Annotated in this window: 23 protein-coding genes; 15 read left to right on the forward strand and 8 right to left on the reverse strand. The window is 66.9% G+C overall.

Going from position 1 to position 24,130, the window contains the following annotated elements:
* Positions 1 to 7: 7 nt before the first annotated feature.
* From DVS29_RS17100 to DVS29_RS17115, 4 genes are all read right to left on the reverse strand, one after another.
* Positions 8 to 2,032: an acetyl/propionyl/methylcrotonyl-CoA carboxylase subunit alpha gene (locus tag DVS29_RS17100; RefSeq protein ID WP_118181649.1), complete on the reverse strand. Its 2,025-nt coding sequence runs from the start codon at positions 2,030 to 2,032 to the stop codon at positions 8 to 10.
* A gap of 42 nt (positions 2,033 to 2,074) precedes the next feature.
* A complete protein-coding gene (locus DVS29_RS17105) occupies positions 2,075 to 2,860 on the reverse strand; it encodes an enoyl-CoA hydratase/isomerase family protein (protein ID WP_118181650.1) in 786 nt (261 codons plus the stop codon).
* Positions 2,861 to 2,912: 52 nt separating this feature from the next.
* Entirely contained in the window at positions 2,913 to 4,520 is a 1,608-nt protein-coding gene (locus DVS29_RS17110; RefSeq protein WP_118181651.1) for a carboxyl transferase domain-containing protein, read from the reverse strand.
* Between the two features lie 63 nt (positions 4,521 to 4,583).
* On the reverse strand, positions 4,584 to 5,765 hold the full coding sequence (locus DVS29_RS17115; RefSeq protein WP_118181652.1) for an isovaleryl-CoA dehydrogenase: 1,182 nt from the start codon (positions 5,763 to 5,765) through the stop codon (positions 4,584 to 4,586).
* A gap of 238 nt (positions 5,766 to 6,003) precedes the next feature.
* On the opposite strand from DVS29_RS17115, the gene DVS29_RS17120 reads away from it, so the two are divergent.
* Entirely contained in the window at positions 6,004 to 6,741 is a 738-nt protein-coding gene (locus DVS29_RS17120) for a TetR/AcrR family transcriptional regulator (RefSeq protein WP_118181653.1), read from the forward strand.
* A gap of 73 nt (positions 6,742 to 6,814) precedes the next feature.
* Here DVS29_RS17120 and DVS29_RS17125 read toward each other — a convergent pair whose 3' ends face one another.
* Positions 6,815 to 7,495 (reverse strand): hypothetical protein, encoded by a 681-nt coding sequence (locus DVS29_RS17125; RefSeq protein WP_118181654.1) that lies wholly within the window; start codon positions 7,493 to 7,495, stop codon positions 6,815 to 6,817.
* A gap of 377 nt (positions 7,496 to 7,872) precedes the next feature.
* Between DVS29_RS17125 and DVS29_RS17130 the strand changes: the two genes are divergently transcribed.
* The 6 genes from DVS29_RS17130 to DVS29_RS17155 all read left to right on the forward strand — a co-directional run bounded on the left by DVS29_RS17130 (position 7,873) and on the right by DVS29_RS17155 (position 14,626).
* Entirely contained in the window at positions 7,873 to 8,853 is a 981-nt protein-coding gene (locus DVS29_RS17130) for an aliphatic sulfonate ABC transporter substrate-binding protein (RefSeq protein ID WP_118181713.1), read from the forward strand.
* A gap of 99 nt (positions 8,854 to 8,952) precedes the next feature.
* On the forward strand, positions 8,953 to 9,822 hold the full coding sequence (locus DVS29_RS17135; protein ID WP_118181655.1) for a mechanosensitive ion channel family protein: 870 nt from the start codon (positions 8,953 to 8,955) through the stop codon (positions 9,820 to 9,822).
* 269 nt (positions 9,823 to 10,091) lie between these two features.
* Positions 10,092 to 11,684 (forward strand): flavin-containing monooxygenase, encoded by a 1,593-nt coding sequence (locus tag DVS29_RS17140; RefSeq protein ID WP_118181656.1) that lies wholly within the window; start codon positions 10,092 to 10,094, stop codon positions 11,682 to 11,684.
* A gap of 64 nt (positions 11,685 to 11,748) precedes the next feature.
* Positions 11,749 to 12,663, forward strand: a complete 915-nt coding sequence (locus tag DVS29_RS17145; RefSeq protein ID WP_118181657.1) for an SDR family NAD(P)-dependent oxidoreductase — start codon at positions 11,749 to 11,751, stop codon at positions 12,661 to 12,663.
* A gap of 68 nt (positions 12,664 to 12,731) precedes the next feature.
* Complete coding sequence (locus DVS29_RS17150) at positions 12,732 to 13,622, forward strand: metal-dependent hydrolase (RefSeq protein ID WP_118181658.1); 891 nt, start codon at positions 12,732 to 12,734, stop codon at positions 13,620 to 13,622.
* Entirely contained in the window at positions 13,619 to 14,626 is a 1,008-nt protein-coding gene (locus DVS29_RS17155; protein WP_118181659.1) for an alpha/beta fold hydrolase, read from the forward strand. The genes DVS29_RS17150 and DVS29_RS17155 overlap by 4 nt, the downstream gene beginning before the upstream one ends.
* On the opposite strand, the gene DVS29_RS17160 is transcribed toward DVS29_RS17155, so the two are convergent.
* Positions 14,599 to 15,159, reverse strand: a complete 561-nt coding sequence (locus DVS29_RS17160; RefSeq protein WP_118181660.1) for a putative glycolipid-binding domain-containing protein — start codon at positions 15,157 to 15,159, stop codon at positions 14,599 to 14,601. The genes DVS29_RS17155 and DVS29_RS17160 overlap by 28 nt on opposite strands.
* Positions 15,160 to 15,330: 171 nt before the next feature.
* Between DVS29_RS17160 and DVS29_RS17165 the strand changes: the two genes are divergently transcribed.
* The 8 genes from DVS29_RS17165 to DVS29_RS17195 all read left to right on the forward strand — a co-directional run bounded on the left by DVS29_RS17165 (position 15,331) and on the right by DVS29_RS17195 (position 21,722).
* The gene (locus tag DVS29_RS17165) at positions 15,331 to 16,362 is read left to right on the forward strand and encodes an urea transporter (protein WP_118181661.1); all 1,032 of its coding nucleotides are present in this window, start codon (positions 15,331 to 15,333) and stop codon (positions 16,360 to 16,362) included.
* Positions 16,293 to 17,069 (forward strand): class II aldolase/adducin family protein, encoded by a 777-nt coding sequence (locus DVS29_RS17170; RefSeq protein WP_118181662.1) that lies wholly within the window; start codon positions 16,293 to 16,295, stop codon positions 17,067 to 17,069. The genes DVS29_RS17165 and DVS29_RS17170 overlap by 70 nt, the downstream gene beginning before the upstream one ends.
* Positions 17,070 to 17,171: 102 nt before the next feature.
* Positions 17,172 to 17,369, forward strand: a complete 198-nt coding sequence (locus DVS29_RS17175; RefSeq protein WP_118181663.1) for a 4-oxalocrotonate tautomerase — start codon at positions 17,172 to 17,174, stop codon at positions 17,367 to 17,369.
* Positions 17,370 to 17,688: 319 nt separating this feature from the next.
* On the forward strand, positions 17,689 to 19,116 hold the full coding sequence (locus DVS29_RS17180) for a cytochrome ubiquinol oxidase subunit I (protein ID WP_118181664.1): 1,428 nt from the start codon (positions 17,689 to 17,691) through the stop codon (positions 19,114 to 19,116).
* A gap of 84 nt (positions 19,117 to 19,200) precedes the next feature.
* Positions 19,201 to 20,202, forward strand: coding sequence for a cytochrome d ubiquinol oxidase subunit II (gene cydB / locus DVS29_RS17185; protein WP_118181665.1), 1,002 nt, complete (start codon positions 19,201 to 19,203; stop codon positions 20,200 to 20,202).
* Positions 20,180 to 20,467 carry a hypothetical protein gene (locus DVS29_RS17190; RefSeq protein ID WP_124800664.1) on the forward strand — a complete coding sequence of 96 codons (288 nt, stop codon included), beginning with the start codon at positions 20,180 to 20,182 and terminating at the stop codon, positions 20,465 to 20,467. The genes cydB and DVS29_RS17190 overlap by 23 nt, the downstream gene beginning before the upstream one ends.
* Before the next feature lie 164 nt (positions 20,468 to 20,631).
* Positions 20,632 to 20,928: a hypothetical protein gene (locus DVS29_RS36930; RefSeq protein ID WP_164707937.1), complete on the forward strand. Its 297-nt coding sequence runs from the start codon at positions 20,632 to 20,634 to the stop codon at positions 20,926 to 20,928.
* A 32-nt stretch (positions 20,929 to 20,960) separates the two neighbouring features.
* Positions 20,961 to 21,722 (forward strand): response regulator transcription factor, encoded by a 762-nt coding sequence (locus tag DVS29_RS17195; protein WP_118181667.1) that lies wholly within the window; start codon positions 20,961 to 20,963, stop codon positions 21,720 to 21,722.
* A gap of 166 nt (positions 21,723 to 21,888) precedes the next feature.
* On the opposite strand, the gene DVS29_RS37855 is transcribed toward DVS29_RS17195, so the two are convergent.
* Positions 21,889 to 22,089: a hypothetical protein gene (locus tag DVS29_RS37855; RefSeq protein WP_240655661.1), complete on the reverse strand. Its 201-nt coding sequence runs from the start codon at positions 22,087 to 22,089 to the stop codon at positions 21,889 to 21,891.
* A gap of 136 nt (positions 22,090 to 22,225) precedes the next feature.
* Complete coding sequence (locus DVS29_RS17205; protein ID WP_118181668.1) at positions 22,226 to 24,082, reverse strand: ATP-binding response regulator; 1,857 nt, start codon at positions 24,080 to 24,082, stop codon at positions 22,226 to 22,228.
* Positions 24,083 to 24,130: the final 48 nt, after the last annotated feature.

The following is a 24,130-nucleotide window of genomic DNA, read 5'->3' on the forward strand; positions in this document are numbered from 1 at the left end:
GTGCCTGCTACCCCGCCTCCAGCACCAGCAACTGCGCACCATCCGCCACCTGATCGCCGACCGCATACAGCACCTCGGTCACCTTGCCCGCTGCCGGCGCGCCGATCGTGTGCTCCATCTTCATCGCTTCCATCACCATCAGCGGCGCGCCCTTTTCGACCACCGCGCCCGCTTCCACCAGCACCGCGATGATCTTGCCCGGCATCGGCGCGGTCAGCCGGCCTTCGCCATGCTCGGCGTCCGCCGCATGCGCGAGCAGGTTCTGCCATTCGAACGCGAACGCATCGCCACGCGAGAACACATGGAACGTATCGCCATCGACGAACACGCGCCCGGTGATCCGGCTCGTGCCGAACGTCATGCCGAATTCGTGCTCGCCATCGCAGCGCCACCACGTGAACGGATAGCGCTCGTCGCCGGTCTCGAGCGTCGCGCCGTCGCCGTTCGCGACGAACTGCGCGGACAGCGCGGCATCCGTGTCCACATCGCGCCAGTCGATCGTCTGGCGGAAACTGCCGTTCAGCCGCCAGTGCGACAGCGCGGTCCACGGCGACGCCTGCTGTGCATCGCTCATGCCGCTCATGCTGCCGGCCAGCAACGCGGCACACGCAAGCGCAAGCGCCGCATGCACCGGCTTGTCGCGCGGCGCGAACAGCGTCGCGTGATTGCGTTCGATCAGGCCGGTATCGAGATCCGCGGTCGAGAACGGCACGCTCGTCGCGATCCGCTGCAGGAATTCGACGTTCGTATGCGGCCCGACGATCTCGAAGCCGCGCAGCGCGCGCGTCAGCCGCAACAGTGCTTCGTCGCGGTCGGCGCCGTGCACGATCAGTTTCGCGATCATCGGATCGTAGAACGGCGTGATCGTGTCGCCCTCGCGCACGCCGCTGTCCACGCGCACCGGCGCGCGTTCGCCGCTCAGCGTGCCGACGCGGAACTCCACGGCATCGGGCACACGCAGATGCCGCAGCGTACCCGTGGACGGCAGAAAGCCGCGCGCCGGATTCTCGGCGTAGATGCGCGCTTCGATCGCGTGACCGGTCACTGCGATCTCATGTTGCTGCAGCGGCAGCGGCTCGCCGCTCGCCACCCTTAACTGCCATTCGACCAGGTCCTGCCCCGTCACCATCTCCGTGACCGGATGCTCGACCTGCAGGCGCGTGTTCATTTCCATGAAGTAGAACTCGCCGCCCGGCGACATGATGAATTCCACCGTGCCCGCGCCGACGTAGTTCACCGCGCGCGCCGCCGCCACCGCGGCTTCGCCCATCGCGCGACGGGTTTCGTCGGAGAGTCCCGGCGCGGGCGCTTCTTCCAGCACCTTCTGGTGGCGCCGCTGCACCGAGCAGTCGCGATCGAACAGCCACACCGCGCCGCCGAGTTTGTCAGCGAACACCTGCACTTCGACGTGGCGCGGCCGTGTCAGATATTTTTCGATCAGCACGCGGTCGTTGCCGAAGCTGCTGGCCGCTTCACGCTTGCATGAGGCGAGCGCCGCCGCGAAGTCCGCGCTTCGTTCCACGACGCGCATGCCCTTGCCGCCGCCGCCCGCGCTCGCCTTCAGCAGCACCGGGTAACCGATGCCGTCGGCTTCGCGCTGCAACAGCGCCGCGTCCTGATCGTCGCCGTGATAGCCAGGCACGAGCGGCACCGCGGCCGAATGCATCAGCGCCTTCGCGGCGGCCTTCGATCCCATCGCGGCGATCGCCTCGACCGGCGGCCCGATGAACACGATGCCGGCCTTTTCGCAGGCCTCGGCGAAATCTTCGTTCTCCGACAGAAATCCGTAGCCCGGATGCACGGCCTGCGCGCCTGTTGCGCGCGCGGCGTCGATGATGCGCTCGATGCGCAGATAGCTCTCCGCCGCCGTCGCGCCGCCGATATGCACCGCTTCGTCGCACGCGGCAACGTGCTTCGCGTTCGCGTCCGCATCCGAGTACACCGCGACGCTCGCGATGCCGAGCCGCCTGCAGGTCGCGGCGACCCGGCAGGCAATCTCGCCGCGGTTCGCAATCAGGATCTTGTTGAACATATGAGGTCTCGTTGTGAGGCTTGCGGTTGCTTCAAGTGCGCTTCACGTACGCCACGAAGGCGAACGCTTTTCGAGGAACGACGCGACGCCCTCGCGCCCTTCAGCGCTCGCGCGAATCCGCGCGATACGGCCGGCCGTGTCGTCGATCAGCGCGTCGTCGAGCGCGCGGCCCGCGACGTCCTGCACGAGCCGCTTGCATGCGCGCACCGCGTGCGGTCCGTTCGCGCACAGCGTTTCGGCAATGCGTTGCACGGTCGCATCGAGTTCACTGTCGCTCACCGCTTCGCTCACGAGTCCGAGCCGCAGCGCCGTCGCGCAGTCGAACTGCTCGGCGGTTGCGAAGTAGCGGCGCGATGCCTGTTCGCCGAGCGCGCGGATCACGTACGGCGCGATCGTCGCGGGCAACAGACCGAGGCGCGCTTCCGACAGGCAAAAGCGCGCGCCTTCGACGGCCACCACCACGTCGCACGCCGAGATCAGGCCCATGCCGCCCGCGTACACGTCGCCGTTCACGCGCGCGATCACCGGCTTGCCGCAGCGATAGATCGCGTTAAGCATCTGCGCGAGACGCCGCGCGTCGGCGCGGTTCTCGTCGTCCGAGAAGCCCGCCATCTTCTTCATCCAGTTGAGGTCCGCGCCCGCGCAGAACGCCTTGCCGTTCGCGGCGAGCACGACGGCGCGCACGTCGTCGCGCGTATCGAGCGCAACGAACGCGTCGGTCAGCTCTGCGATCATCGTCTCGTTGAACGCGTTGCGCACGTCGGGGCGGTTCAGCGTGACGGTCGCAATCTGGGCGTTAGTGTTGAGAAGCAGCGTTTCGTAAGTCATCGATGAACTCCGCGTCTGAAGGCGTGCAATACAGGCCGCAACACGGGCCGCGTCACATCCGGAACACGCCGAAGCGCGTCTCTTCGATCGGCGCGTTCATCGCCGCGGACAAGCCGAGGCCGAGCACGTCGCGGGTCTGCGCGGGATCGATCACGCCGTCGTCCCACAGCCGCGCGCTCGCGTAATACGGATGGCCCTGGCGTTCGTACTGGTCGCGGATCGGCTGCTTGAACGCCTCTTCCTCGTCCTTCGACCATGCACCGCCCTTCGCTTCGATGCCGTCGCGTCGCACCGTCGCGAGCACCGACGCGGCCTGCTCGCCGCCCATCACCGAAATGCGCGCGTTCGGCCACATCCACAGGAAGCGCGGCGAATACGCGCGGCCGCACATGCCGTAGTTGCCCGCGCCGAACGAGCCGCCGATGATCACCGTGAACTTCGGCACCTTCGCGGTGGCGACAGCCGTCACCATCTTCGCGCCGTTGCGCGCGATGCCTTCGTTCTCGTACTTGCGGCCCACCATGAAGCCCGTGATGTTCTGCAGGAACACGAGCGGAATCTTGCGCTGCGCGCACAGCTCGATGAAGTGCGTGCCCTTCAGCGCCGACTCGGAAAACAGGATGCCGTTGTTCGCGACGATGCCGACCGGGTGCCCCCAGATGTGCGCGAAACCGGTGACGAGCGTGGTGCCGTAGCGCGCCTTGAATTCGTCGAAGGCCGAGTCGTCGACGATGCGCGCGATCACCTCGCGGATGTCGAACGGCTTGCGCGTATCCGCAGGAATCACGCCGTAGATGCTCTTCGCGTCGAAGCGCGGCGGCTTCGGTTCCTGCATCACGACAGGCGGCGTTTTCGTGCGGTTCAGATTGCCGACGATGCTGCGCGCGATGGAAAGCGCATGCGCGTCGTTCTGCGCGAGATGGTCCACCACGCCGGACAGACGTGTGTGCACGTCGCCGCCGCCCAGGTCTTCCGCGCTCACTTCCTCGCCGGTGGCTGCTTTCACAAGCGGCGGACCGCCGAGAAAAATCGTGCCCTGGTTCTTCACGATGATCGACTCGTCGCTCATCGCGGGCACGTAAGCGCCGCCCGCAGTGCACGAGCCCATCACGACCGCGATCTGCGGAATGCCCGCGGCGGACAGATTCGCCTGGTTGAAGAAGATGCGGCCGAAGTGATCGCGATCGGGGAACACGTCGTCCTGGTTCGGCAGGTTCGCGCCGCCCGAATCGACGAGATACACGCACGGCAGGCGGTTTTCCGCGGCGATTTCCTGCGCGCGGACATGCTTCTTCACCGTGACCGGATAGTAGGTGCCGCCCTTCACGGTGGCATCGTTGCAGACGATCACGCACTCCTGGCCGCCCACGCGGCCGATGCCCGTGATCACGCCCGCGCCCGGCGCGTCGTCGTTGTACATGCCGTATGCGGCGAGCTGCGACAGCTCGAGGAACGGCGTACCCGGATCGAGCAGCTGCGCGATGCGATCGCGCGGCAGCAGTTTGCCGCGCGACACGTGCTTGTCGCGCGCCGCCTGGCCGCCGCCTTGCGCGAGCTGGTCGATCTTCGCGCGCAGATCGGCGACGAGCGCTTCGAGCGCGGCCGCGTTCGCGCGGAAGTCGTCGGAGCGCGGGTTCAGTTTCGTTTCGATGATCGGCATGGGCGTGCTGTCCTCTGTGCTGTCACGGCTTGCTAGGCGCGACGTGAACTGTCGCGCTGACGCTTACATCGTTTCCGCGAACAGCTCGCGGCCGATCAGCATGCGGCGAATCTCGCTCGTGCCCGCGCCGATCTCGTAGAGCTTCGCGTCGCGCCACAGACGGCCGACCGGATACTCGTTGATGTAGCCGTTGCCGCCGAGAATCTGGATCGCTTCGCCGGCCATCCACGTGGCCTTTTCAGCGGTGTAGAGAATCACCCCCGCGCAATCTTTACGAACCTGGCGTACGTGCTCGCGGCCGATCGTGTCGAGCTGGCGGCCCACCGCGTACAGATACGCGCGGCACGCCTGCAGCGTGGTGTAGAGGTCGGCGACCTTGCCCTGGATCAGCTGGAATTCGCCGATCGGCTGGCCGAACTGCTTGCGGTCGTGGATATACGGCACGACCGCGTCCATGACCGCGACCATGATGCCGGTCGGGCCGCCGGCGAGCACCGCGCGCTCATAATCGAGGCCGCTCATCAGCACCTTCACGCCGCCGTTCAGCGCGCCGAGGATGTTTTCCTCCGGCACTTCAACATCCTGAAACACGAGTTCACCGGTATGCGAGCCGCGCATGCCGAGCTTGTCGAGCTTCTGCGCCACTGAAAAGCCCTTCATGCCCTTCTCGACGATGAACGCGGTAATGCCCTTCGGGCCGGCATCGATATCGGTCTTCGCGTAGACCACCAGCGTGTCGCAGTCCGGGCCGTTGGTGATCCACATCTTCGTGCCGTTCAGCACGTAGCGGTCGCCCTTCCTGTCCGCGCGCAGCTTCATGCTGACCACGTCCGAACCGGCGTTCGGCTCGCTCATTGCAAGCGCGCCGACGTGTTCGCCGGACACGAGCTTCGGCAGATAGTTGCGCTTCTGTGCTTCGGTGCCGTTGCGGTGGATCTGGTTCACGCACAGGTTCGAATGCGCGCCGTACGAGAGGCCCACCGATGCGGACGCGCGCGAGATCTCTTCCATCGCGACCATGTGCGCGGTGTAGCCCATGTCCGCGCCGCCGTACTCTTCCGACACCGTCATGCCGAGCACGCCCAGGTCGCCGAACTTGCGCCACAGGTCCATCGGGAACTGGTCGGTACGGTCGATCTCACCGGCACGGGGCGCGATTTCTTTGGCGGCGAAGTTCGCGATGCTGTCGCGCAGCATTTCGATCTCTTCGCCGAGCGGGAACTGCAAACCTGTCAGGTTGCTCATCAGTGTCTCCTCGGTGCCGGTCCTGGCATGGCTGATGCCGGATGGGTGGGATGCGTGCGGATTGCCGGACACGCCATTGTGTGGAGCGCTCCGCCAACCGTCCAGCCCGAATTTCACGCCAAATTTCCGTATACGTCAATAGGCTTTTCTGAGTACGGCTCAGATTCATAAAGCCCGGCATTTCATTGCTTTTCAGGTGCTAGTATGATGACTATCCGATGCGAATAGCCCGCCTAATATGACCACGACTCAACAAACCTCCACGGCTGCGGCGACCAGCCCGGCCACCCGCCGCCAGCCGGCCGGCCGCAAGTCGCAACAGCGCGTGCGGGAGATTCTCGAAGCGGGCCGCGACGTGTTCTCGGAGAAAGGCTACGAGCGCGCAACCACAGCGGAGATCGCGCAGCGTGTCGGCGTATCGGAAGCGACGGTGTTCAGCTACTTTCGCGGCAAGCGGGAGCTATGCGCGCGCGTGATCGGCGACTGGTACGACGAAATCATCGAGGCAATCGACTCCGGCCTGCCGCGCGACGGCAGCGTGCGCCAGCAGTTCGCGTTCATCGTGCGGATGCATCTGCGGCTGATGCTGGTCAACGGCACGGGTCTATGTGCGCTGGTGCTGTCCGAGGGCCGCACGCGGCAGCACGAACTCGGCGCGGCGCTGACCGACCTGCAGCGGCGCTACACAGCGCCGCTGATGCGCGTGCTGGCTCGCGGCCAGGAGACCGGACAGATCCGCTCGGACGTGCCGCTGCGTCTGTTGCGCTCGATGGTGTTCGGGCCGATGGAGCACGTGCTGTGGGACGCGACGCTCACGAACCGCCGCATGAACATCGACGCGACCGCGGATGCGCTCGTCGAGGTGCTGTGGGCCGCGCTGCAGCCGCCCGATGCGACGCTCGCCGCGCTCACGCGGTTCCGGCACGACGTCGCGGAGGCGACCAGGCGGCTGGAGGCCGCGGGCGGGGCAAGGTAGCCTTCGCCCCTCGAGCGTGGCTCACTGGTGTGGCTCACCGGTGTTGCTCACTGCGCGGTGCAATCCGTTCCGTTCACTTGCCCACGCCGTTTTGTGCCTTGCACGGCTGCTGCCTTTCCTGCTCGGACGCGCCACCATCCTTCTTCTGGTTTTTCGGATCCTTGTCGTTCCCGGACGGATTCTCTTCTTTCGGCGGACTCTCTTCTTTCGGCGGCCCCTCTTCTTTGGGCGCGCCCCCTTCTTTCGGCGGCTTCCCGACCTTGCTGGCTCTCTGCTCGGCCAGTTTCTCCGCGGCCTTCCCGGCATCTTCCTCCGCAAGCTTGACGCCGTATTTTTCCGCCGTCTTCGAGAGGTCCTCGCCGATCTTCCCGGCGGACTTCGCCGCGGAGCCTGCCTCGCCGCCAGGAATCACGTCCATGACAGCCGCGATGAGCGACTGCAGCGCTTCCGCGGGGTTTCCTTCGGCGATGTACAGCCCCGCGTTGATTGCATTGAACAGGCCGCCGAGCACAGGAATATTGCCGAACATATCCAGCACCTCGTGCAGGTGCTCTTTCCACTCCGGATCCGTGGGCTTCAGGTTGTAGCCCTGGTTTTTGCCATACGTGCTGATCGATCCACCCGCGCTGCCCGAACTCGCCGGCTTCCCGATCGTATTGCCGACGCCGGAGCCCCCTACGAGGTTGGCCGGCACGGGCGCGACCTGCGGCGCCTGATTACCGTCCGCCCAGTTCGAGACCTGGGTGGAGCTCATCTTGCCTCTTGGCATGCCATCTCCCTGTGTTCCGCTCCATGATTGGAGGCGCCGCCTATGCTCGGGCAACTGCAGCCACGCGCAGCACGCCGACGCCAAAAATCTACAAATGTGCGTGGCGCGACGGCGCTTTCGTCGACGATCCGTTGGTGAAAGCGAGGTTTTGGATACCCGCCGCCCGGTCATATCCAAAGCCGAATCGCTTCGTTGGCGTCGCCATGGCGGCATGCGACGATTCGCGAATTCCGTGAATGCCCGATGCGGCATTTGGTTCGCACCCTCCATCGTCTAGGAGACTCATCCGCATGTTTGCCTCGTTCTCGACGACGCCCTGCCTGCGCGCCACGCGTACGCGCAATCAGCGGTCGCTGGCCGCAATGCGCACGGCCGTCGCCGCCATGACCGCCACCGCGATGCTCGCACTCGCCCCTTCGCTTGCGCGCGCCGAAGACGCGTCCGCAAACGCGCAGCACACACTGCGCATCGGCTACCAGAAGTCCGGCCTGCTCGCGATCATCAAGGCGCAAGGCTCGCTCGACGCGAAACTGAAACCGCTCGGCTACAGCGTCAAATGGTTCGAGTTTCCAGCCGGCCCGCAGCTGCTCGAAGCGCTGAACGCGAACAGCATCGACTTCGGCTATACCGGCGCGCCGCCGCCCGTGTTCGCGCAGGCAGCGGGGGTAGATTTCGTGTACGTCGGCGCGGAGCCCGGCGCACGGCATAACGAGGCCGTGATCGTGAAACCCGACTCGCCGCTGCACACGCCCGCCGATCTGAAGGGCAAGCGCATCGCACTGCAGAAGGGATCGAGCTCGAACCTGCTGCTGCTCGAAGTGCTGAAGAAGGCCGGGCTGCGTTACGACGAGATCCAGCCCGTCTACCTGCCGCCGGCCGACGCGCGCGCCGCGTTCGAAAGCGGCGACGTGGACGCGTGGGTGATCTGGGATCCTTACTATGCATCGGCGCAGCAGGCGCTGAAGGCGCGCACGCTGGCCGACTACACCGGCCTCGACGTGACGAACAATTTCTACGAAGCCACCCGCACGTTCGCGCAGCAGCATCCCGCTGTGATCGCAGCCGTGCTCGCGCAGTTGCGCGACACCGGCGAGTGGGTGGGCGCGCATCTGTCGGACACCGCGGCGCTGATCGCGCCCACGGTCGGGCTCGACCGCGCGCTCGTCGAAACCTGGGTGCGCCGCGTGCCCTACGGCACGACCACGGTCACACCGGACATCGTGCGCGGACAACAGACTGTTGCCGACGTGTTCTACGACGCGCACCTGATTCCGCGCAGGATCACCGTGAGCGCGAACGTTCCGACGCTTCCGCAGGCCGCATCGAACCTCGCCGCAAAGTAACTCGACGATAATCCCCTTGTTGCAGTTTTCCCGTCACGCGACGGACATCACGGCGCGCATTGCCGTATCGCCGTCGCGGCCGCCAACAAGGACCTCGTCATGCTGAACATCCTCGCCGAAATCCATCCGAGCCGATGGACTTTCCTGTGGGACGCGCTCACCGCGTTCTCGATCCGTCTGTGCACCGCGCTGCTGATCCTCGTAATCGGCTGGTGGATCTCGCGGCGCGTGCGTCGCTGGCTCAACCGCGTGCTGACCAGCCGCGCGCGCATGGACGCCACGCTACGGCCCATCCTGTGCGACACCTCCGTATGGGGCATCCGCATCGTCGCGGTGATCGGCGCGCTGTCGCAGCTGGGTATCCAGACCGCGAGCATCGTCGCGGTGCTCGGCGCCGCCGGCCTCGCGATCGGCCTCGCGCTGCAGGGCACGATGCAGAACATCGCGGCGGGCATCATGCTGCTGCTGTTGCGGCCGTTCAAGGTGGGCGACAGCATCGATGGCGGCGGCGGCACGGTGGCCGGCACGGTCGAGGAAGTCGGCCTCTTCACCACGCGCCTCACGAAACCCGACGGCATCTGCGAATACGTGCCGAACGGCACGCTGTGGAGCAACTCGATCCGCAACTACTCGCGTAATTCGACGCGCCGGCTAGACCTCGAGGTGGACGTGTCGATGCGCGACGACGTGAACCGCGCGCTCGAAGCGCTGCGCGCGCTGACCGAAGCCGATCCGCGCGCGTTGCAGGAGCCGAAGCCGCAGGTCATGGTGAGCCGCTTCGACGACAGCACCGCGGTGCTCAACATCCGCGTGTGGTCGAACAGCGACGTGTTCTGGGACCTGCGCTGGGACCTCGCCCGCCAGGTGCGCAAGGCGCTCGCCGACGCGCAGTGTTCGCTGCCCACGCGCACGCGCGAGCTGCATGTCGTGCAACCGTCGGGCGAGGCGGCGGCACGCGTCAGCGCGTAACTCCGTCAGCGCGTAACTTCGCCTCCCGCGAAGGCGCGGGCGATTCAAACCGTTCGCGCTTCCCTCTCGGTTCCGGTCTCCCAATCGCGGCGTGCGTTCGCGCGCCGTTCACTGCTCCCAGTCAAACGCGACCGCTCGCAAAGCCCCACCGGGCGGGCTTCCGCGTAGAGTCCGCCGTCTAGCCGCCGTCTTGCGCAGCGCCGGTGCACCCCCTATCGTTACATCCACCAATGTCACGGTTGATGACGAACGAACAGGAGACGGACCGGATGAATGCCCGCACGATGCCCCCTGACGCGAACGCGACCATCGAGACCGAAGTCGCGATCATCGGCTCCGGCTTTGCCGGGCTCGGCATGGCGATCCGGCTGCGGCAGGCCGGCATGACCGACTTCATCGTCGCCGAGCAGGCGGATGCCGTCGGCGGCACCTGGCGCGACAACCACTATCCGGGCTGCGCGTGCGATGTGCAGTCGCACGTGTACTCGTTTTCATTCGCGCCGAACCCGCGCTGGACGCGCATGTTCGCGCGCCAGCCGGAAATCCGCGCGTATCTGGAAGACTGCACCGCGCGCTTCGGCATCGCGCCGCATCTGCGCTTCGGCCATCGGCTCGCGAGCGCCGTGTACGACGACGCGCGGCATCGCTGGCAGCTCACGTTCGAGAACGGCGCGCAGTGGTCGGCGCGGGTGCTCGTCTCCGGAATGGGCGGCCTGTCGCGCGCCGCGCTGCCCGACATCGAAGGCATGGGCACATTCGAGGGCAAGACCTTCCACTCGCAGCAGTGGGATCACCGCTATCCGCTCGAAGGCAAGCGCGTCGCGGTGATCGGCACCGGCGCGAGCGCGATCCAGTTCGTGCCGCAGATCGCGCCGCGCGTCGCGAGCCTCGCGCTGTTCCAGCGCACGCCGCCGTGGATCATGCCGAAACCCGACCGCGCGATCCGCCCGGTCGAGCAGTGGCTGTTCCGCCACCTGCCGTTCACGCAGAAGCTGATGCGCACCGGCCTCTACTGGATGCTCGAATCGCGCGCGTTCGGCTTCGCGATCCATCCTTCGCTGATGAAGACCGCGCAGAAGATCGCGTTCAAGCATCTGCGCCGCCAGGTGCCCGACCCGCGGCTGCGCGCGACGCTCACGCCGAACTACACGATGGGCTGCAAGCGCATCCTGATCTCGAACGACTACTTTCCGGCGCTGTCGCGCGAGAACGTATCGGTGGTGACGGACGGCATCGCGCGCGTCGAACCCGATGCGGTGGTCACGCAGGACGGCACGCGCCATCCGGTGGACTGCATCATCTACGGCACCGGCTTCCAGGTGGCCGATCCGTTTCCGCGCGGCCTGATTCGCGGCCGCGACGGCGTCGACATCGTCGATACGTGGCGCGACGGCGCGCATGCGTATCTCGGCTCGACGCTGCCCGGCTATCCGAACCTCTTCATGATCGTCGGACCGAACACCGGGCTCGGCCACAACTCGATGGTCTACATGATCGAGGCGCAGGTCGAGTACGTGCTGCGCGCGCTGCAGACGATGCGCCGCGAACAGGCCGCCGCGATCGAAGTGCGGCCGCAGATCGAGCGCGCGTACAACGCGCAGATCCAGCGCCAGCTCGGCCGTGCGATCTGGTCGACGGGCGGCTGCCGCAGCTGGTATCTCGATCCGCGCACCGGCCGCAACACGACGCTGTGGCCGGGCTTCGCGTTCCGTTTCCGCCAGGCCACCAGCAGCTTCACGATGGACGACTACTACGCGTATGCGCCGGCCGCGGTGCCGCTCGCGCATGACGTACGCGGCGCTCACGCTAACGCTTCAGGTGGCGATGCGCGGCTCGATGCGGCATCGGCGGAAGCGACCTGAGTTGCGCGCGTGCGTGCCAACAGGATCGACATAGACCACGAATCACGGACACCGGAGAACGTGAATGAAAACTTTTCGAGGCAAGGTTGCGGCGATTACCGGCGCGGCTTCGGGCATGGGGCGCTCGCTTGCGCTCCAGCTCGCGGGCGAAGGTTGCCATCTCGCGCTCGCGGATCGCAACGCGCAGGGTCTCGCTGAAACCGCGCAGCTCGCGGCGGCGCTCGCACCGAAAGCGACCGGCGCGCCGCTGAAAATCACGACCCGCGCGCTCGACGTGTCGGACCGCGCGGCGATGTTCGACTGGGCCGCCGACACCGCCGCCGCGCACGGCCGCGTAAACCTGATCTTCAACAACGCGGGCGTCGCGCTGTCGAGCACCATCGACGGGATGGACTACACGGACCTTGAATGGATCGTCGGCATCAATTTCTGGGGCGTCGTGCACGGCACGAAAGCGTTCCTGCCGCATCTGAAGGCGTCCGGCGAAGGTCACGTGATCAACACGTCGAGCGTGTTCGGTCTCTTCGCGCAGCCCGGCATGAGCGGCTACAACGCGACCAAGTTCGCAGTGCGCGGTTTCACCGAGGCGCTGCGCCAGGAGCTCGACCTGATGAAGTGCGGCGTGTCGGCGACCTGCGTGCATCCGGGCGGCATCCGCACGAACATCGCGCAGGCGAGCCGCATCGCGCAGAACATGGTCGGCTTCATGATCGAAGACGAGCAGCAAGGCAAGGACGACTTCGAAAAGTTCTTCATCACGACCGCAGACGAAGCCGCGCGCGTGATTCTCGACGGCGTGCGCCGCAATAAGCGCCGCGTGCTGATTGGCCGCGACGCGCGCGCCGCCGACTGGCTCGCGCGCACGCTGCCCGCCGCCTATCAGACGCTCGTCGTGCTGCAAACGCGCCGGATGCGGCGCATCGCCGCCAGACGCGCGCGCCGCGCCGAAGCCGGCGCGGTCGCGAGCCGTCGCGCGTAAGCGCACAACATGCGCGAGATCGCGAAAGCAAAAGCACAAGCCATCGCCAGATCCAAGGAGTCCAGAACATGATGCCCGTTCGCCGAGACCTTCGTTTCAACCTGCCGCCCGAGCGCGCCAGCGACTGGCACGGCCAGGGCCCGTACGTCACGCACTTCTTCAATGCGCTGTCGCTGCTGTTTCCGGCGGGCGAACGCTTCTTCATGGACAGCGTGCGCTACTATCGAGATCAGGTTCACGACCCCGAGCTGAAGAAGCAGGTGCTCGGTTTCATCGGACAGGAAGCGATGCACACGCGCGAACACATCGAGTACAACGCTCTGCTCGAAGCGGCCCGGCTGCCCGCGCACAAGCTCGACCGGCGGCTCACGTGGTTCCTGAACCTGAACCGCAGGATCCTGCCGCCGTCGTACCAGCTCGCGATGACGGTTGCGCTCGAACACTACACCGCGATGCTCGCGGGCATGCTGCTCGACGACGACACGCGCATCGCGGGTTCCGTCGAAGGCTATGCGCAGATGTGGACGTGGCACGCGCTCGAGGAAACCGAGCACAAGTCGGTATCGTTCGACGTCTGGAACACAGTGATGAAGCCCGGCCTCAACCGCTACCTTGTCCGCACCGGCACGATGATCACGGTGACGATCTTCTTCTGGCTGATCGTGTTCGACTTCCACGTGCGTCTGCTGATCGCCGACCGCAAGCGCGGCGGCCATCTGCGCGGCATGTGGCGCATCACGAAATTTCTCTACGGGCCGCGCGGCGTGTTTCCCGGCATCGCGCTCGAATGGCTGCGCTTCTTCAAGCCCAGCTTCCATCCGTGGGACCACGACAATCGCGGGCATCTGCAGCGCATCGACGGGCTGGTGGCCGCGGTCGAGGCTTCGAACGCTGCGTATGCGGCCGCGAACGGCGCGCCGCTGAAGGCATCGCGGCGCGGCATCCGGGCGGCTGCATGATCCGCGAACTGCAGACCGTCGACGCCGACGGCGTGCAGCTCGCCGTGTACGTGAGCGGGCCGCCCGATGCGCCGCCGCTGATCCTCGTGCACGGCTATCCGGATTCGGCGCTGGTGTGGGAGCCGCTGCGCGCGCTGCTCGATCACCGCTATCGCGTGATTGCGTACGACGTGCGCGGCGCCGGCGCGTCCGATGCACCGCGTTCGCGCCGCGCGTACCGGCTGGAGCAGCTCGCCGCCGACCTCGCCGCGGTCGCCGATGCGACCTGCGGCACGCGTCCGTTTCATCTGGTCGGGCACGACTGGGGCTCGATCCAGTGCTGGGAAGCCGTCTCCGACACGCGCTTCGCGGGCCGCATCGCGTCGTACACGTCGATCTCGGGCCCATGCCTCGATCATGCGTCCACCGCGCTGCGCGGCGGCAAGTCCGCTGCGGCCTCCGCTACCGCCGGCACGAACACCGCACCGCGCGAACGTCACGGCATGCCGCAGTTCCTGAAGTCCTGGTACATCGTGTTCTTTCATCTGCCGCTGCTGCCCGAGCTGGTGTGGCTGCTCGGCGGCGCGCGGCTGTGGCCGCTGTGGCTGCGGCTCACCGAACGGGTGCGGGCCGAACGCGATCCGGCGCAGACCCGCAACGCGCTCAACGGCCTCGCGCTGTACCGCACGAATTTCGTCGACCGGCTGCTGCATCCGCGGCCGCGCCGCGCCGTCGCGCCGGTGCAATGCATCGTGCCGCTGCGCGATCGCTATGTCGGACCGGAGCTGTCGCTGGGTCTCGAACCGTGGGTGGGGCACTACCCGCGCGAAACGATCGACGCCGGGCATTGGGTCGTGCTGCGCGAGCCTGACCGGATCGCCGCGCTGATCGAGCGCTTCGTGCGGCAGCACGAGACGATGTGGGCCGCGAACGCCGCGCCGGCCGGTGCTGCGCCTGGGGCTTCAGCGGCCCCGTCGGGCGCATGGCCGCCGCACGATCAGGTGCGTTTCCAGATGCCTTCGTAGTCGATCACGACGCCGTCTTCATCCACGTCAAGCTCGGCGGTAAAGCCGGTTCCCACACTCTCGTAGCGAAACCGCCGGCCGGCGGCGAGACACGTGTACGCCTGGCTCGCGCGCGTGATCTGCAGGTCGGGCAGCGCGATCCACGCGACTTCGATCGTCTGCCGCGCGCCTTCGGTCCACGCGAGCCGGCGGATCGGCAGCGTGTTCGTGAACGGCGTCGCGATGATGTCGATATCGATGCAGCCTTCGATCAAACTCAACGCGAGGCCGTGACCGTCGCGCCAGTGGCCTTCGCCGTCGCCATGCAACTCCAGCATGGGGCCGCCCACTACCTGTAGCTGCGCTTCGCGCGTGCGCCACTGCGGGTCGCATCGCACGTGGTACGTGAGCCCGAAGCGCTCGCCGTCGATGTCGCCGACGACCACGCTGTCGATATGAAAGCCGTCGTCGCGCGCGTCGAACACAAGGTGCTCGATACCCTGACCGCCCGGGTCGTTTTCACCCGTCAGCAAACTCCAGCGCAGCTCGCGCATGTCGGCTCCCGTGGACGTGACAGCACATCGTAGCGTCTCGCGCGCGAATAGACACTATCAATCCGGCGCGATGCCGCTCGCGGCACGCTTCGCCTATGCTGCTGGCTTTCCTTGCCGTGACGCGCGTCTTTCCCTTCAACCCGCGCGCCCTACAACGCCCTGCCCTTCGTCATGTCCGCCACGTCCGATCCCACTCCTATCGCGCTGCGCACGTTGCTGCGCAGCGTCGGACAGATCGTGCTGCAGCCGAACGCGTGGACCGGGCTCTGCGTGCTCGCGGCGCTCGCGATCGGCGCTCCGCGGCTTGCGTGCGCGGCCGTGACGGGCGCGATCGCGGCGAATATCGGCGCGCTGCTCGCGGGCTGCGACGAGCATGAGCAGCACGATGGCCTGTACGGGTTCAACGGCGCGCTCGCGGCGATCGCAGCGAACGTCTTCGTCGACGATGCCGCGACTGCAATGGCGGTCGCGCTGCTGGCATCGACCGCGACCGGCTGGTGTCAACCCGCGCTCGCGCGCCGGCTTCGCATGTTTGGGGTCGCGTGCTATTCGTCGCCGTGTCTTGTGGTCAGCTGGTGCTGGCTGGCGCTGATGCAGCCGGTGCATGTCGTCACTGCGTCGGCGCCTCTGACACCGCAAGTCTGGACCGCTGCGACGCTAGCGAACGGCGTGCTCGCCGGCATCGCGCAGACCACGTTCGCATCCGGCGCCTGGGCGGGCGCGCTGGTGCTCGCGGGGATCGCGCTGTCATCGCGCCGTCATGCGGGCTGGGCGCTGGCGGGTGCGGCACTTGCGGGCGCGATCCAGCTGGCGCTTTCGGACACAGGCGCGACGTCATTCACACAGGGCCTCGCGGGCTTCAACGGCGCGCTGACTGCGCTCGCGCTGGCCGACTGCGGCGCTCTTGCCACGCTCGCCGGCGTGCTGCTCGCTGTCGCGCTCCAGCAATGGACGGGCTACTATCATTGGCCTGCGATGACCGCGCCGTTCGTGCTCGCGACATGGGTCGCCCAAAGGGTCACCGCGTGGGCCACCCGCAAGCGCCACGGCACGCATCGAAGCACATCGGCGCGCATCGTACGCGCCGCCCGCCAGGCGCTCGTGCGCCGCATCATCGAATCGAGGAGCCGCAGATGTCGTTCGCTCACAACCCCGCGGGACGCATCGCCGCCCGCGGCCCCATCAGCGCGGCGGAACAGCTGACCCGCGTGGATCTCGCGGCCGCGTACCGGCTCGCCGCGCTGAACGGCTGGGACGACCTGATCTACACGCATATTTCCGCAAGCGTGCCCGACGAACCGGGGCACTTCCTGATCGACCCGTTCGGGCTCACGTTCGACGAAGTGCGCGCATCGGATCTGGTCAAGATCGATATCGACGGGAACATCGTCGGCGACAGCGAGCATCCGGTGAACGCAACCGGCTTCGCATTGCATGCCGCCGTTCACAGCGCGCGCAGCGACGCGTTCTGCGTGATGCACCTGCACAACAGCGCGGGCATCGCGGTGTCGGCGCAGCACGACGGGCTGCTGCCGGCGTCGCAGCACGCGATGCGCTTCTACCGCAAGCTCGGCTATCACGACTACGAAGGCCTCGCGTTCTCGCCGGTCGAGGGCACACGGCTCATCGCGCATCTCGCCGATCATCCTGCGATGCTGCTGCGCAATCACGGCACGCTGACCGTCGGCCGTACGGTGGCCGAGGCCTACGTGCTGATGGCCACACTGATCAAGGCCTGCGAGATCCAGCTCGACGCGCAGGCGGGCGGCGCGCCACTGGTGCTGCCGTCGCCCGACGTCGCGGCGCGCACCGCCGAACAGTTGTACGACGACGGCGCGATCGAAGGCGAACTCGAATGGCCCGCGCTGCTCCGCAGGCTGGACCGTCTCGATCGCAGTTACCGCGACTGACGCGCGCCTGTTTTCATCAGTGCTTTTTTCCATCGCGACGCGCGCAGCTCGCGTCGCATGCGTCACCACCATGCAACTCAACGTAACGTTAAGGACATCACCATGCCGACTTTCCGTATCGAGCTGTTCGAAGGCCGCAGCGTCGAAGACAAACGCCGCCTCGTCGACGCGATCACCCGCACGACCTGCGAAACGCTCGGCGTGACGCCGGGCTCCGTCGACATCATCCTCGTCGACGTGAAGCGCGAAAACTGGGCGACCGGTGGACGGCTATGGTCCGATCCGGAACCTGCGGTCTGACACGTGACGATGCGAGCGCGCATGGCCTGCGACAGCCCGCCGCAGCGCCGCGCGCGGCCATCGTGCTGCAGCGCGGTCGATTGCCGCAGCTGCGCGCCGCATCGCCTGCTCGCGCACTTGCACGTGCGCGCCTCTTTTTGAGATAGATCAATGCATTAGCGGCTTTCCCGTCCAGTTCGAAGCCTCGCCATGCGGCGTGTTGGCGCACCCCGCATCGCAACAAAATCGCGGCCTTTCCCGTACGCTTTGCGCATCTGCTCACGCGCAGTGTCCGTCGACAGCGGTCGGCGGACATCGTCGTCGAAACTGGCACACGAACATGGACTCCGCACTCTCGGCCCTCGACCTGGCCCGCCTGCAATTCGCCTTCACGGTCTCGTTCCACATCGTCTTTCCCGCGCTCTCGATCGGACTCGCGAGCTTCATCGCCGTGCTCGAAGCGATGTGGCTGCGCACCGGCGAAACGCACTACCGTGACCTCTGCATGTTCTGGTCGAAAGTCTTCGCGGTCGCGTTCGGCATGGGCGTCGTGTCCGGCGTCGTGATGAGCTACGAGTTCGGCACGAACTGGGCGGGCTTCTCGAAGTTCGCCGGGCCCGTCACCGGCCCGCTGTTGATGTACGAAGTGATGACCGCGTTCTTCCTCGAAGCGGGCTTCCTCGGCATCATGCTGTTCGGCTGGAAGCGCGTGAGCCCGCGCGCGCACTTCGGCGCGACGCTGATGGTCGCGACCGGCACGCTGATCTCCACCTTCTGGATCCTCGCGTCGAACAGCTGGATGCAGACGCCGCAAGGCTTCAAGATCGTGAACGATCAGGTCGTGCCGACCGACTGGTTCAAGATCATCTTCAACCCGTCGTTCCCGTACCGGCTCGCGCACATGGCGATCGCGGCGTTCATCGTCGGCGGGCTCGTGGTGGCAGCCACCGGCGCGTGGCATCTGCTGCGCGGCCGGCGCGACCCTGCTGTGAAAAAGATGTTCTCGATGGCGATGTCGCTGCTGCTGATCCTCACGCCGTTGCAGGCATTCGTCGGCGACCAGCACGGGCTCAACACGCGCGAATACCAGCCCGCGAAAATAGCCGCGATCGAAGGCCTGTGGGACACCGAGCATGGCGGCACCGCGCTGAACCTGTTCGGCATTCCCGACATGAAAGCGGAAACCACGCGCTACGCGGTGTCGATTCCGCATCTCGGCAGCCTGATCCTCACGCACAGCTGGAACGGCGAGATCCGCGGGCTGAAGTCGTTCCCGCCGCAGGACCGGCCGAACTCGACGCTCGTGTTCTGGAGCTTCCGCGTGATGGTGGGCCTCGGCCTGCTGATGATCGCGATGTCCGTCGCCGCGTGGGTGCTGCGCCGGCGCGGCCGGCTGTACGACGCGAAGTGGTTCCTGAAGCTGTGCGTCGCGATGGGACCGACCGGCTTCGTCACGCTGCTCGCGGGCTGGGTCACGACCGAGGCCGGCCGCCAGCCGTGGGTCGTATACGGCGTGATGCGCACCGCGCAGGCCGCGTCGCCGCTCTCCGCGCAACAGGTCGGCATTTCGCTGATGGCGTTCGTGGTCGTCTACTTCCTGGTGTTCGGCACCGGCATCTACTACCTGCTGAAGCTGCTGCGCGCGGGCCCGCCACTGCCGGCCGAGGCGGACAGCACGCCGCGCGACCGCGAGCGTCTGCCGCAGCCGTCGCCGCGCGGCACCGCGCGTCGACCCATGTCGGCCGCGGACCAGCTGATCGACGCCTGATCTTCAACTGAGCGACGCCTGCTCGGCCGCTGCAATAAGAACGCGTTCACGCAGGCACGAACTTCATCTATCGCAGGAATCCTTATGGACATCACCGTCGTCTGGGCCGCGATCGTCGCGCTCGGCCTTTTCATGTACGTCGTGCTGGACGGCTTCGATCTCGGCATCGGCATCGTGTTTCCGTTCTTCCCCGACGAACGCGAACGCGACCTGATGATGAGCACCGTCGCGCCCGTCTGGGACGGCAACGAAACCTGGCTCGTGCTGGGCGGCGCCGGGCTGTTCGCGGTGTTTCCGGTCGTCTACTCGGCCGTGCTGTCGGCGCTGTATCTGCCGCTCGTCTTCATGCTCGTGTGCCTGATCTTCCGCGGCGTGTCGTTCGAGATCCGCGCGAAGGCGAAGCGCACGAAGCATCTGTGGGACCTCGCGTTCATCGGCGGTTCGGCGGGCACCGCGTTCTTCCAGGGCATCGCGCTCGGCGCGTTCCTGCAAGGCATCCCCGTCGACGACGGCAGCTTCGCCGGCAACGCATTCGGCTGGCTCACGCCGTTCAGCCTGCTGACGGGGCTCGGTCTCGTCGTCACCTATGCGCTGCTGGGCTGCTGCTGGCTCGTCGCGAAAACCGAAGGCGATCTGCAGCGCCGCCTGCATCGCGTGGTGTGGCCGCTGACCGTCGTGCTGCTCGGCTTCATCGCGATCGTCAGCCTGTGGACGCCGCTCGCCGATCCGGACGTGGCCGCGCGCTGGTTCGATTCGGGGCTGTTCTGGCGGCTCGTGCCGGTGCCGTTCCTCGTCGCGCTGTGCGCGGTGTTCATGTACCGGGCCGTGCGCGAGCGCCATCACACCACGCCGTTCGTGCTGGCGCTCGCGCTCGTGCTGCTCGGTTATGCAGGACTGCTGGTGAGCCTGTGGCCGTACGCGATTCCGTCGAGCGTGACGATCTGGGACGCGGCCGCGCCGAAGTCGAGCCAGAGTTTCACGCTGGTCGGCGCGGCCATCATTCTACCCATCATTCTCGCGTACACGACGATGGGTTACTGGGTCTTCCGCGGCAAGGTGCGTCATGACGAAGTTCACTATCACTGAGACTGCGCGCGGCGGCGTCGTTGCGTTGCCTGCACGGTTGCACTTGCCGGCGGGTGGCGTTACGGCACATGCAGCACATACAGCACAACGTGATGCAATCGGCCGTCACACCGATGCGCCAAGCATCGCCCGGCACGCGCCGCGTCGCCTGCCCGGCTGGCTCTGGTTCGTCGCGCTGTGGTGCGGCGGCGTGGGCGCCGCGATGCTGACCGGCTTCGCGTTCAAGCTGCTGATGAACGCGACGCTGTTCGCTGTAATGCGCTGAAACGCACGGCGCGCATCTCACGCGCATCTTGCACACGCGCGGCAAGCCGTGCGCGTTCAAAAACCGCTTCGTTCGCTCGTCTACCAGGCAAGCCGCAGCATGACTCGTGCGGCCGGCACCCGACGGGCACCCGCCGCCAAGCGCAGCGTAACCCGCCGGTGCGGATGGCACTTGCGCCGCCGCGCTGCCGGCCCGGCTTCGGGCAGCACCGAAGCATTGCCGTGCTGATGGTTACGCGAGGAGAGCAACCGGAACGCATCGACTCGCGCGCGGCAAGCCATGCAACGCGTGGCATCGCCTGCCGCGCGCCTCGGGGGGCCGTGCAATCGATGAGGTATCCGGGTATCCAGGGCTCGCTGCATCCAGCCGATCCGGCATATGATCGCCTGATCCGGCTGGATGCGCGGCTGGATGCGCAGGTGGACAAGCAGCTTGATAAGCGGCTGAATGAGCGGTGCTAACAACAACTCTGGGCCGACACGCGGAGACATTCATGAAGTTTCTAGTGGCCGACGACCATGAACTGATCCGCCAGGGCGTGAAGGGCCTGTTGCGCGGGCTCGATCCGGATGCCCAGTTCGACGAAGCCGACAGCTGGGAAACACTCGCCGCCGCGGCCCGTCCCGACGCCAATCACGACCTCGCGATCGTCGATCTGCACATGCCCGGCATGGGCGGCGCCCCGTCACTCGAAGTGCTGCTGAAAGAGAATCCGGCGCTACCGGTCGTCGTGCTGTCCGCGGAAGAGTCGCCGGACGAAATGCGCGCGGTACTCGCCGCGGGCGCGCTCGGCTTCGTGCCGAAGCGTCAGCCCGCGAGCGTGATGCTGAAGGCGATCGAACTCGTGCTGTCCGGCGGCGCGTACGTGCCGATGGAAGCGCTGAGCCTGCTCGGCACGCGCGAGGCCGCGCCGGCTGCTGCCGCTGCGTCCACGGCTTCCGCTTCATCCACGGCAACCGCACCAGCCGGCGCGGCCGCCGCCACGGCGCTGCGCGCGCTGGAGCCGGTCGCGCCATCGCAGCCTCTGCAGCCGCATCAGCAGCATCTGCTCGAAAACCTGTCGCCGCGGCAGCAGGAGATCATGCGGCTCGTGCACCGCGGCTGGACCAACAAGATGATCGCGCGCGAACTCGGCGTGGCCGAGGGCACCGTGAAGGTTCACCTGTCGGTGATCTTTCGCGCGCTGGGAGTGCACAACCGGTCGATGGCGATTGCCGTCATCAACGGCTGGCTGGAGGCGGGCAAGACGCTGTAGGCGTCTTGCCGCGTGTGACGTCAGGGACAAACAAACGAGTAAAAAACCCGCGGAATCAGAGCAGCTGCGTGGCGAGCGTCACGCCGATCGCGAGACCGCCGACCACACCCACCGCCCGGCCGAGCAGCATCGCGTTCAGGTCTTCGTCGAGCAGGAACACGTCGCGCTAATGGCGCAGCACGGTGCGCTTCAGAAGCGGCGCCGGAAACAGCACCGCCGCCGCGATGCCCACCGGCAGCGCCACCCGGACCAGCACACTCGCGTGCTGCGGAATGCCCAGCCAGATCAGCGCAGCCACGATAACCGCCGTCACGAGCCCGCCAAGAAGAACGCCGGCGACGAGCCGGTCGGTCGGATTTTGATGCATGGTGAATACCTCAAGGATGAACGCCGCGCCTGCCGCCGGATGATTCGATGCAGGCGGCGCCGGGCGTGGCAAAGTCGATGAGGTATTGTCAGCCTAGGCAGATAATGATTCGATCAGATATCTCTTAATGAAATGCTTAAGAATGCGGCAGGGTGTCGCAGGCTGCTGCTTCACCGCTATCCGCACCGCCACCCGCACCGCCACTCGCGCCCGTATCCTGGCCGGCGCCCCGGCCCGCGCGTTGCCACAACATTTCGAGCGTGCGGCGCAGCCGCGCCGCCGTGACCGGCTTGTGCAGCACCGGAATGCCCTGCGCGGCCAGCGCCTCGAGTTCGGACGACGCCATGTCGCCCGTAATCAGCAGCGTAACCGTCTGCGTATGGCCGTGGCGCAGCAACGCCGCGCGCACGGCCTGCAGCGCTTCGGCGCCGGTGCGGTGGTTCGCGAGCTGGTAGTCGCATAGCACCGCGTCGGGCGCGAAGCCGTCCGCGATCGCGCGCAGCGCCTGCGCTTCGTCGTGCACGCCCTGCACCACGCAGCCCCAGCGGCCGAGCAGCGACGACAGCCCTTGCAGGATCGACGGATCGTCGTCGATGCACAGCACGCGACGTCCGCGCGTCGATGAGATTTCCGGCACCGGCGCATCGTTCAGGCTCGCGACGATCCGGCCCGGGTCGCCCGCCTGCACCGGGAAGCGGAACGTCGAGCCGCGGCCCGGCGCGGAGCGCAGCGTCAGATCGCCGCCGAGCAGCAGCACGAGCCGCCGCACGGTCGGCAGACCGAGGCCGTGCCCCTGGCGCGCGTCGCGCTGCGGATTCGCGACCTGATAGAACTCCTCGAAGATGCGCCCGTGCTCCCGCTCCGGAATGCCGATGCCGGAATCGCGTACCTCGATGAAACCGCCGTCGCGCCGGCCCGAACGGCGAAAGCCCATCCAGATCGCGCCGTCCTCGGTATAGCGCACCGCATTCGACAGCAGATTGCTGAGCACCCGCTCGAGCAGCACCGGATCGTCGTAGATGACGGCCGTGGTCGGCGCGATCCGCAGCGCGAGACCCCTCGCCGCCGCCTGCGGCCGGTACTGGTTGCCGACCCGCTCGAACAGCTCGGACAGCCGGAAATGCATGCGGATCACCTGGGTCACGCCGCTTTCGAGCCGCGCGAGGTCGAGCACCTGGTTGAACAGCTGGTTGAGCGCCTCGACGTTGCGCGCGATGTGATCGGCCGTCTGCGCATGCTGCGACGGCGTCGCGAGCGGATCGTTCAGCGACGCGGCGAGGAGCCCGATCGCGTGCAGCGGCTGGCGCAGGTCGTGGCTCGCGGCGGCGAAGAAGCGTGTCTTCGCGAGGCTCGCCTCCTCGGCCACGAGCTTCTGCGCGGCCAGCGACTCGGCCAGGTACTGCTGGTCGACGCGCGCCTCCACCACCTTGCGGAACAGGCGCCGGTAGCTCGCCGAATAGACGTTGATCGCGCAGAAGAAGAACGCGAGGACGATCGCGAGGATCGTGCGGTCGAAGGTGTGCGCGCTCAGGTGCAGGATGATCGACGGCAGCAGCAGGATCGGAATCGCGGTCGCGAAGTTGATCACGTCGAAGCCGTTCGACATGAACACGCCCGCCGCCAGCGTCACCAGCATCACCGTGTGCAGCACCGGCAGATCGGTGTGCGACGAATGGAACGCGAACCAGATCGACGCGCCCGGCGCGAGGTACAGCAGCACGCCGCGCAGCGCGTGCAGGTTGATCCAGTCGCGCGGCGCGACCGCCTGCGGCCAGCGGCGGTGGAACATCCACAGGCCGAGCCCCGCGCAGTTGGCGGCGGCATAGAACGTGAAGCACGCGACGAACAGATGCGGCGCCGGTATGTCGCCCCAATAGATCGCGACCAGCACCGCAATCGAAAACCAGTGCGTGCAGAACGCGATGGGGTCCTGCGCGTACAGCACGCGCACCAGATCCTCGTCGACCGCACGCTGGATGGGATCGGCCCGCATCGGGCAGCCTCCTGTCGGGTCCAGCCGTTGTTGTAGGTGGGCGTGCCG

The sequence above is a fragment of the Paraburkholderia phosphatilytica genome (assembly GCF_003443895.1).
GTDB classification, from domain to species: domain Bacteria; phylum Pseudomonadota; class Gammaproteobacteria; order Burkholderiales; family Burkholderiaceae; genus Paraburkholderia; species Paraburkholderia phosphatilytica.

Excerpts from the sequence above, each read along its gene's own strand:
- DVS29_RS17140 (WP_118181656.1), top strand. The coding sequence starts at position 10,092 with ATGAATGCCCGCACGATGCCCCCTGACGCGAACGCGACCATCGAGACC.
- DVS29_RS17160 (WP_118181660.1), bottom strand. The coding sequence starts at position 15,159 with ATGCGCGAGCTGCGCTGGAGTTTGCTGACGGGTGAAAACGACCCGGGC.
- DVS29_RS17190 (WP_124800664.1), top strand. The coding sequence starts at position 20,180 with ATGACGAAGTTCACTATCACTGAGACTGCGCGCGGCGGCGTCGTTGCG.
- DVS29_RS17170 (WP_118181662.1), top strand. The coding sequence starts at position 16,293 with ATGTCGTTCGCTCACAACCCCGCGGGACGCATCGCCGCCCGCGGCCCC.
- DVS29_RS17175 (WP_118181663.1), top strand. The coding sequence starts at position 17,172 with ATGCCGACTTTCCGTATCGAGCTGTTCGAAGGCCGCAGCGTCGAAGAC.
- DVS29_RS17110 (WP_118181651.1), bottom strand. The coding sequence starts at position 4,520 with ATGCCGATCATCGAAACGAAACTGAACCCGCGCTCCGACGACTTCCGC.
- DVS29_RS17115 (WP_118181652.1), bottom strand. The coding sequence starts at position 5,765 with ATGAGCAACCTGACAGGTTTGCAGTTCCCGCTCGGCGAAGAGATCGAA.
- DVS29_RS17100 (WP_118181649.1), bottom strand. The coding sequence starts at position 2,032 with ATGTTCAACAAGATCCTGATTGCGAACCGCGGCGAGATTGCCTGCCGG.
- DVS29_RS17105 (WP_118181650.1), bottom strand. The coding sequence starts at position 2,860 with ATGACTTACGAAACGCTGCTTCTCAACACTAACGCCCAGATTGCGACC.
- DVS29_RS17150 (WP_118181658.1), top strand. The coding sequence starts at position 12,732 with ATGATGCCCGTTCGCCGAGACCTTCGTTTCAACCTGCCGCCCGAGCGC.
- cydB (WP_118181665.1), top strand. The coding sequence starts at position 19,201 with ATGGACATCACCGTCGTCTGGGCCGCGATCGTCGCGCTCGGCCTTTTC.
- DVS29_RS17205 (WP_118181668.1), bottom strand. The coding sequence starts at position 24,082 with ATGCGGGCCGATCCCATCCAGCGTGCGGTCGACGAGGATCTGGTGCGC.
- DVS29_RS37855 (WP_240655661.1), bottom strand. The coding sequence starts at position 22,089 with ATGCATCAAAATCCGACCGACCGGCTCGTCGCCGGCGTTCTTCTTGGC.
- DVS29_RS17120 (WP_118181653.1), top strand. The coding sequence starts at position 6,004 with ATGACCACGACTCAACAAACCTCCACGGCTGCGGCGACCAGCCCGGCC.
- DVS29_RS17125 (WP_118181654.1), bottom strand. The coding sequence starts at position 7,495 with ATGAGCTCCACCCAGGTCTCGAACTGGGCGGACGGTAATCAGGCGCCG.
- DVS29_RS17165 (WP_118181661.1), top strand. The coding sequence starts at position 15,331 with ATGTCCGCCACGTCCGATCCCACTCCTATCGCGCTGCGCACGTTGCTG.
- DVS29_RS17155 (WP_118181659.1), top strand. The coding sequence starts at position 13,619 with ATGATCCGCGAACTGCAGACCGTCGACGCCGACGGCGTGCAGCTCGCC.
- DVS29_RS17130 (WP_118181713.1), top strand. The coding sequence starts at position 7,873 with ATGCGCACGGCCGTCGCCGCCATGACCGCCACCGCGATGCTCGCACTC.
- DVS29_RS17180 (WP_118181664.1), top strand. The coding sequence starts at position 17,689 with ATGGACTCCGCACTCTCGGCCCTCGACCTGGCCCGCCTGCAATTCGCC.
- DVS29_RS17135 (WP_118181655.1), top strand. The coding sequence starts at position 8,953 with ATGCTGAACATCCTCGCCGAAATCCATCCGAGCCGATGGACTTTCCTG.
- DVS29_RS17195 (WP_118181667.1), top strand. The coding sequence starts at position 20,961 with ATGAAGTTTCTAGTGGCCGACGACCATGAACTGATCCGCCAGGGCGTG.
- DVS29_RS17145 (WP_118181657.1), top strand. The coding sequence starts at position 11,749 with ATGAAAACTTTTCGAGGCAAGGTTGCGGCGATTACCGGCGCGGCTTCG.
- DVS29_RS36930 (WP_164707937.1), top strand. The coding sequence starts at position 20,632 with ATGGCACTTGCGCCGCCGCGCTGCCGGCCCGGCTTCGGGCAGCACCGA.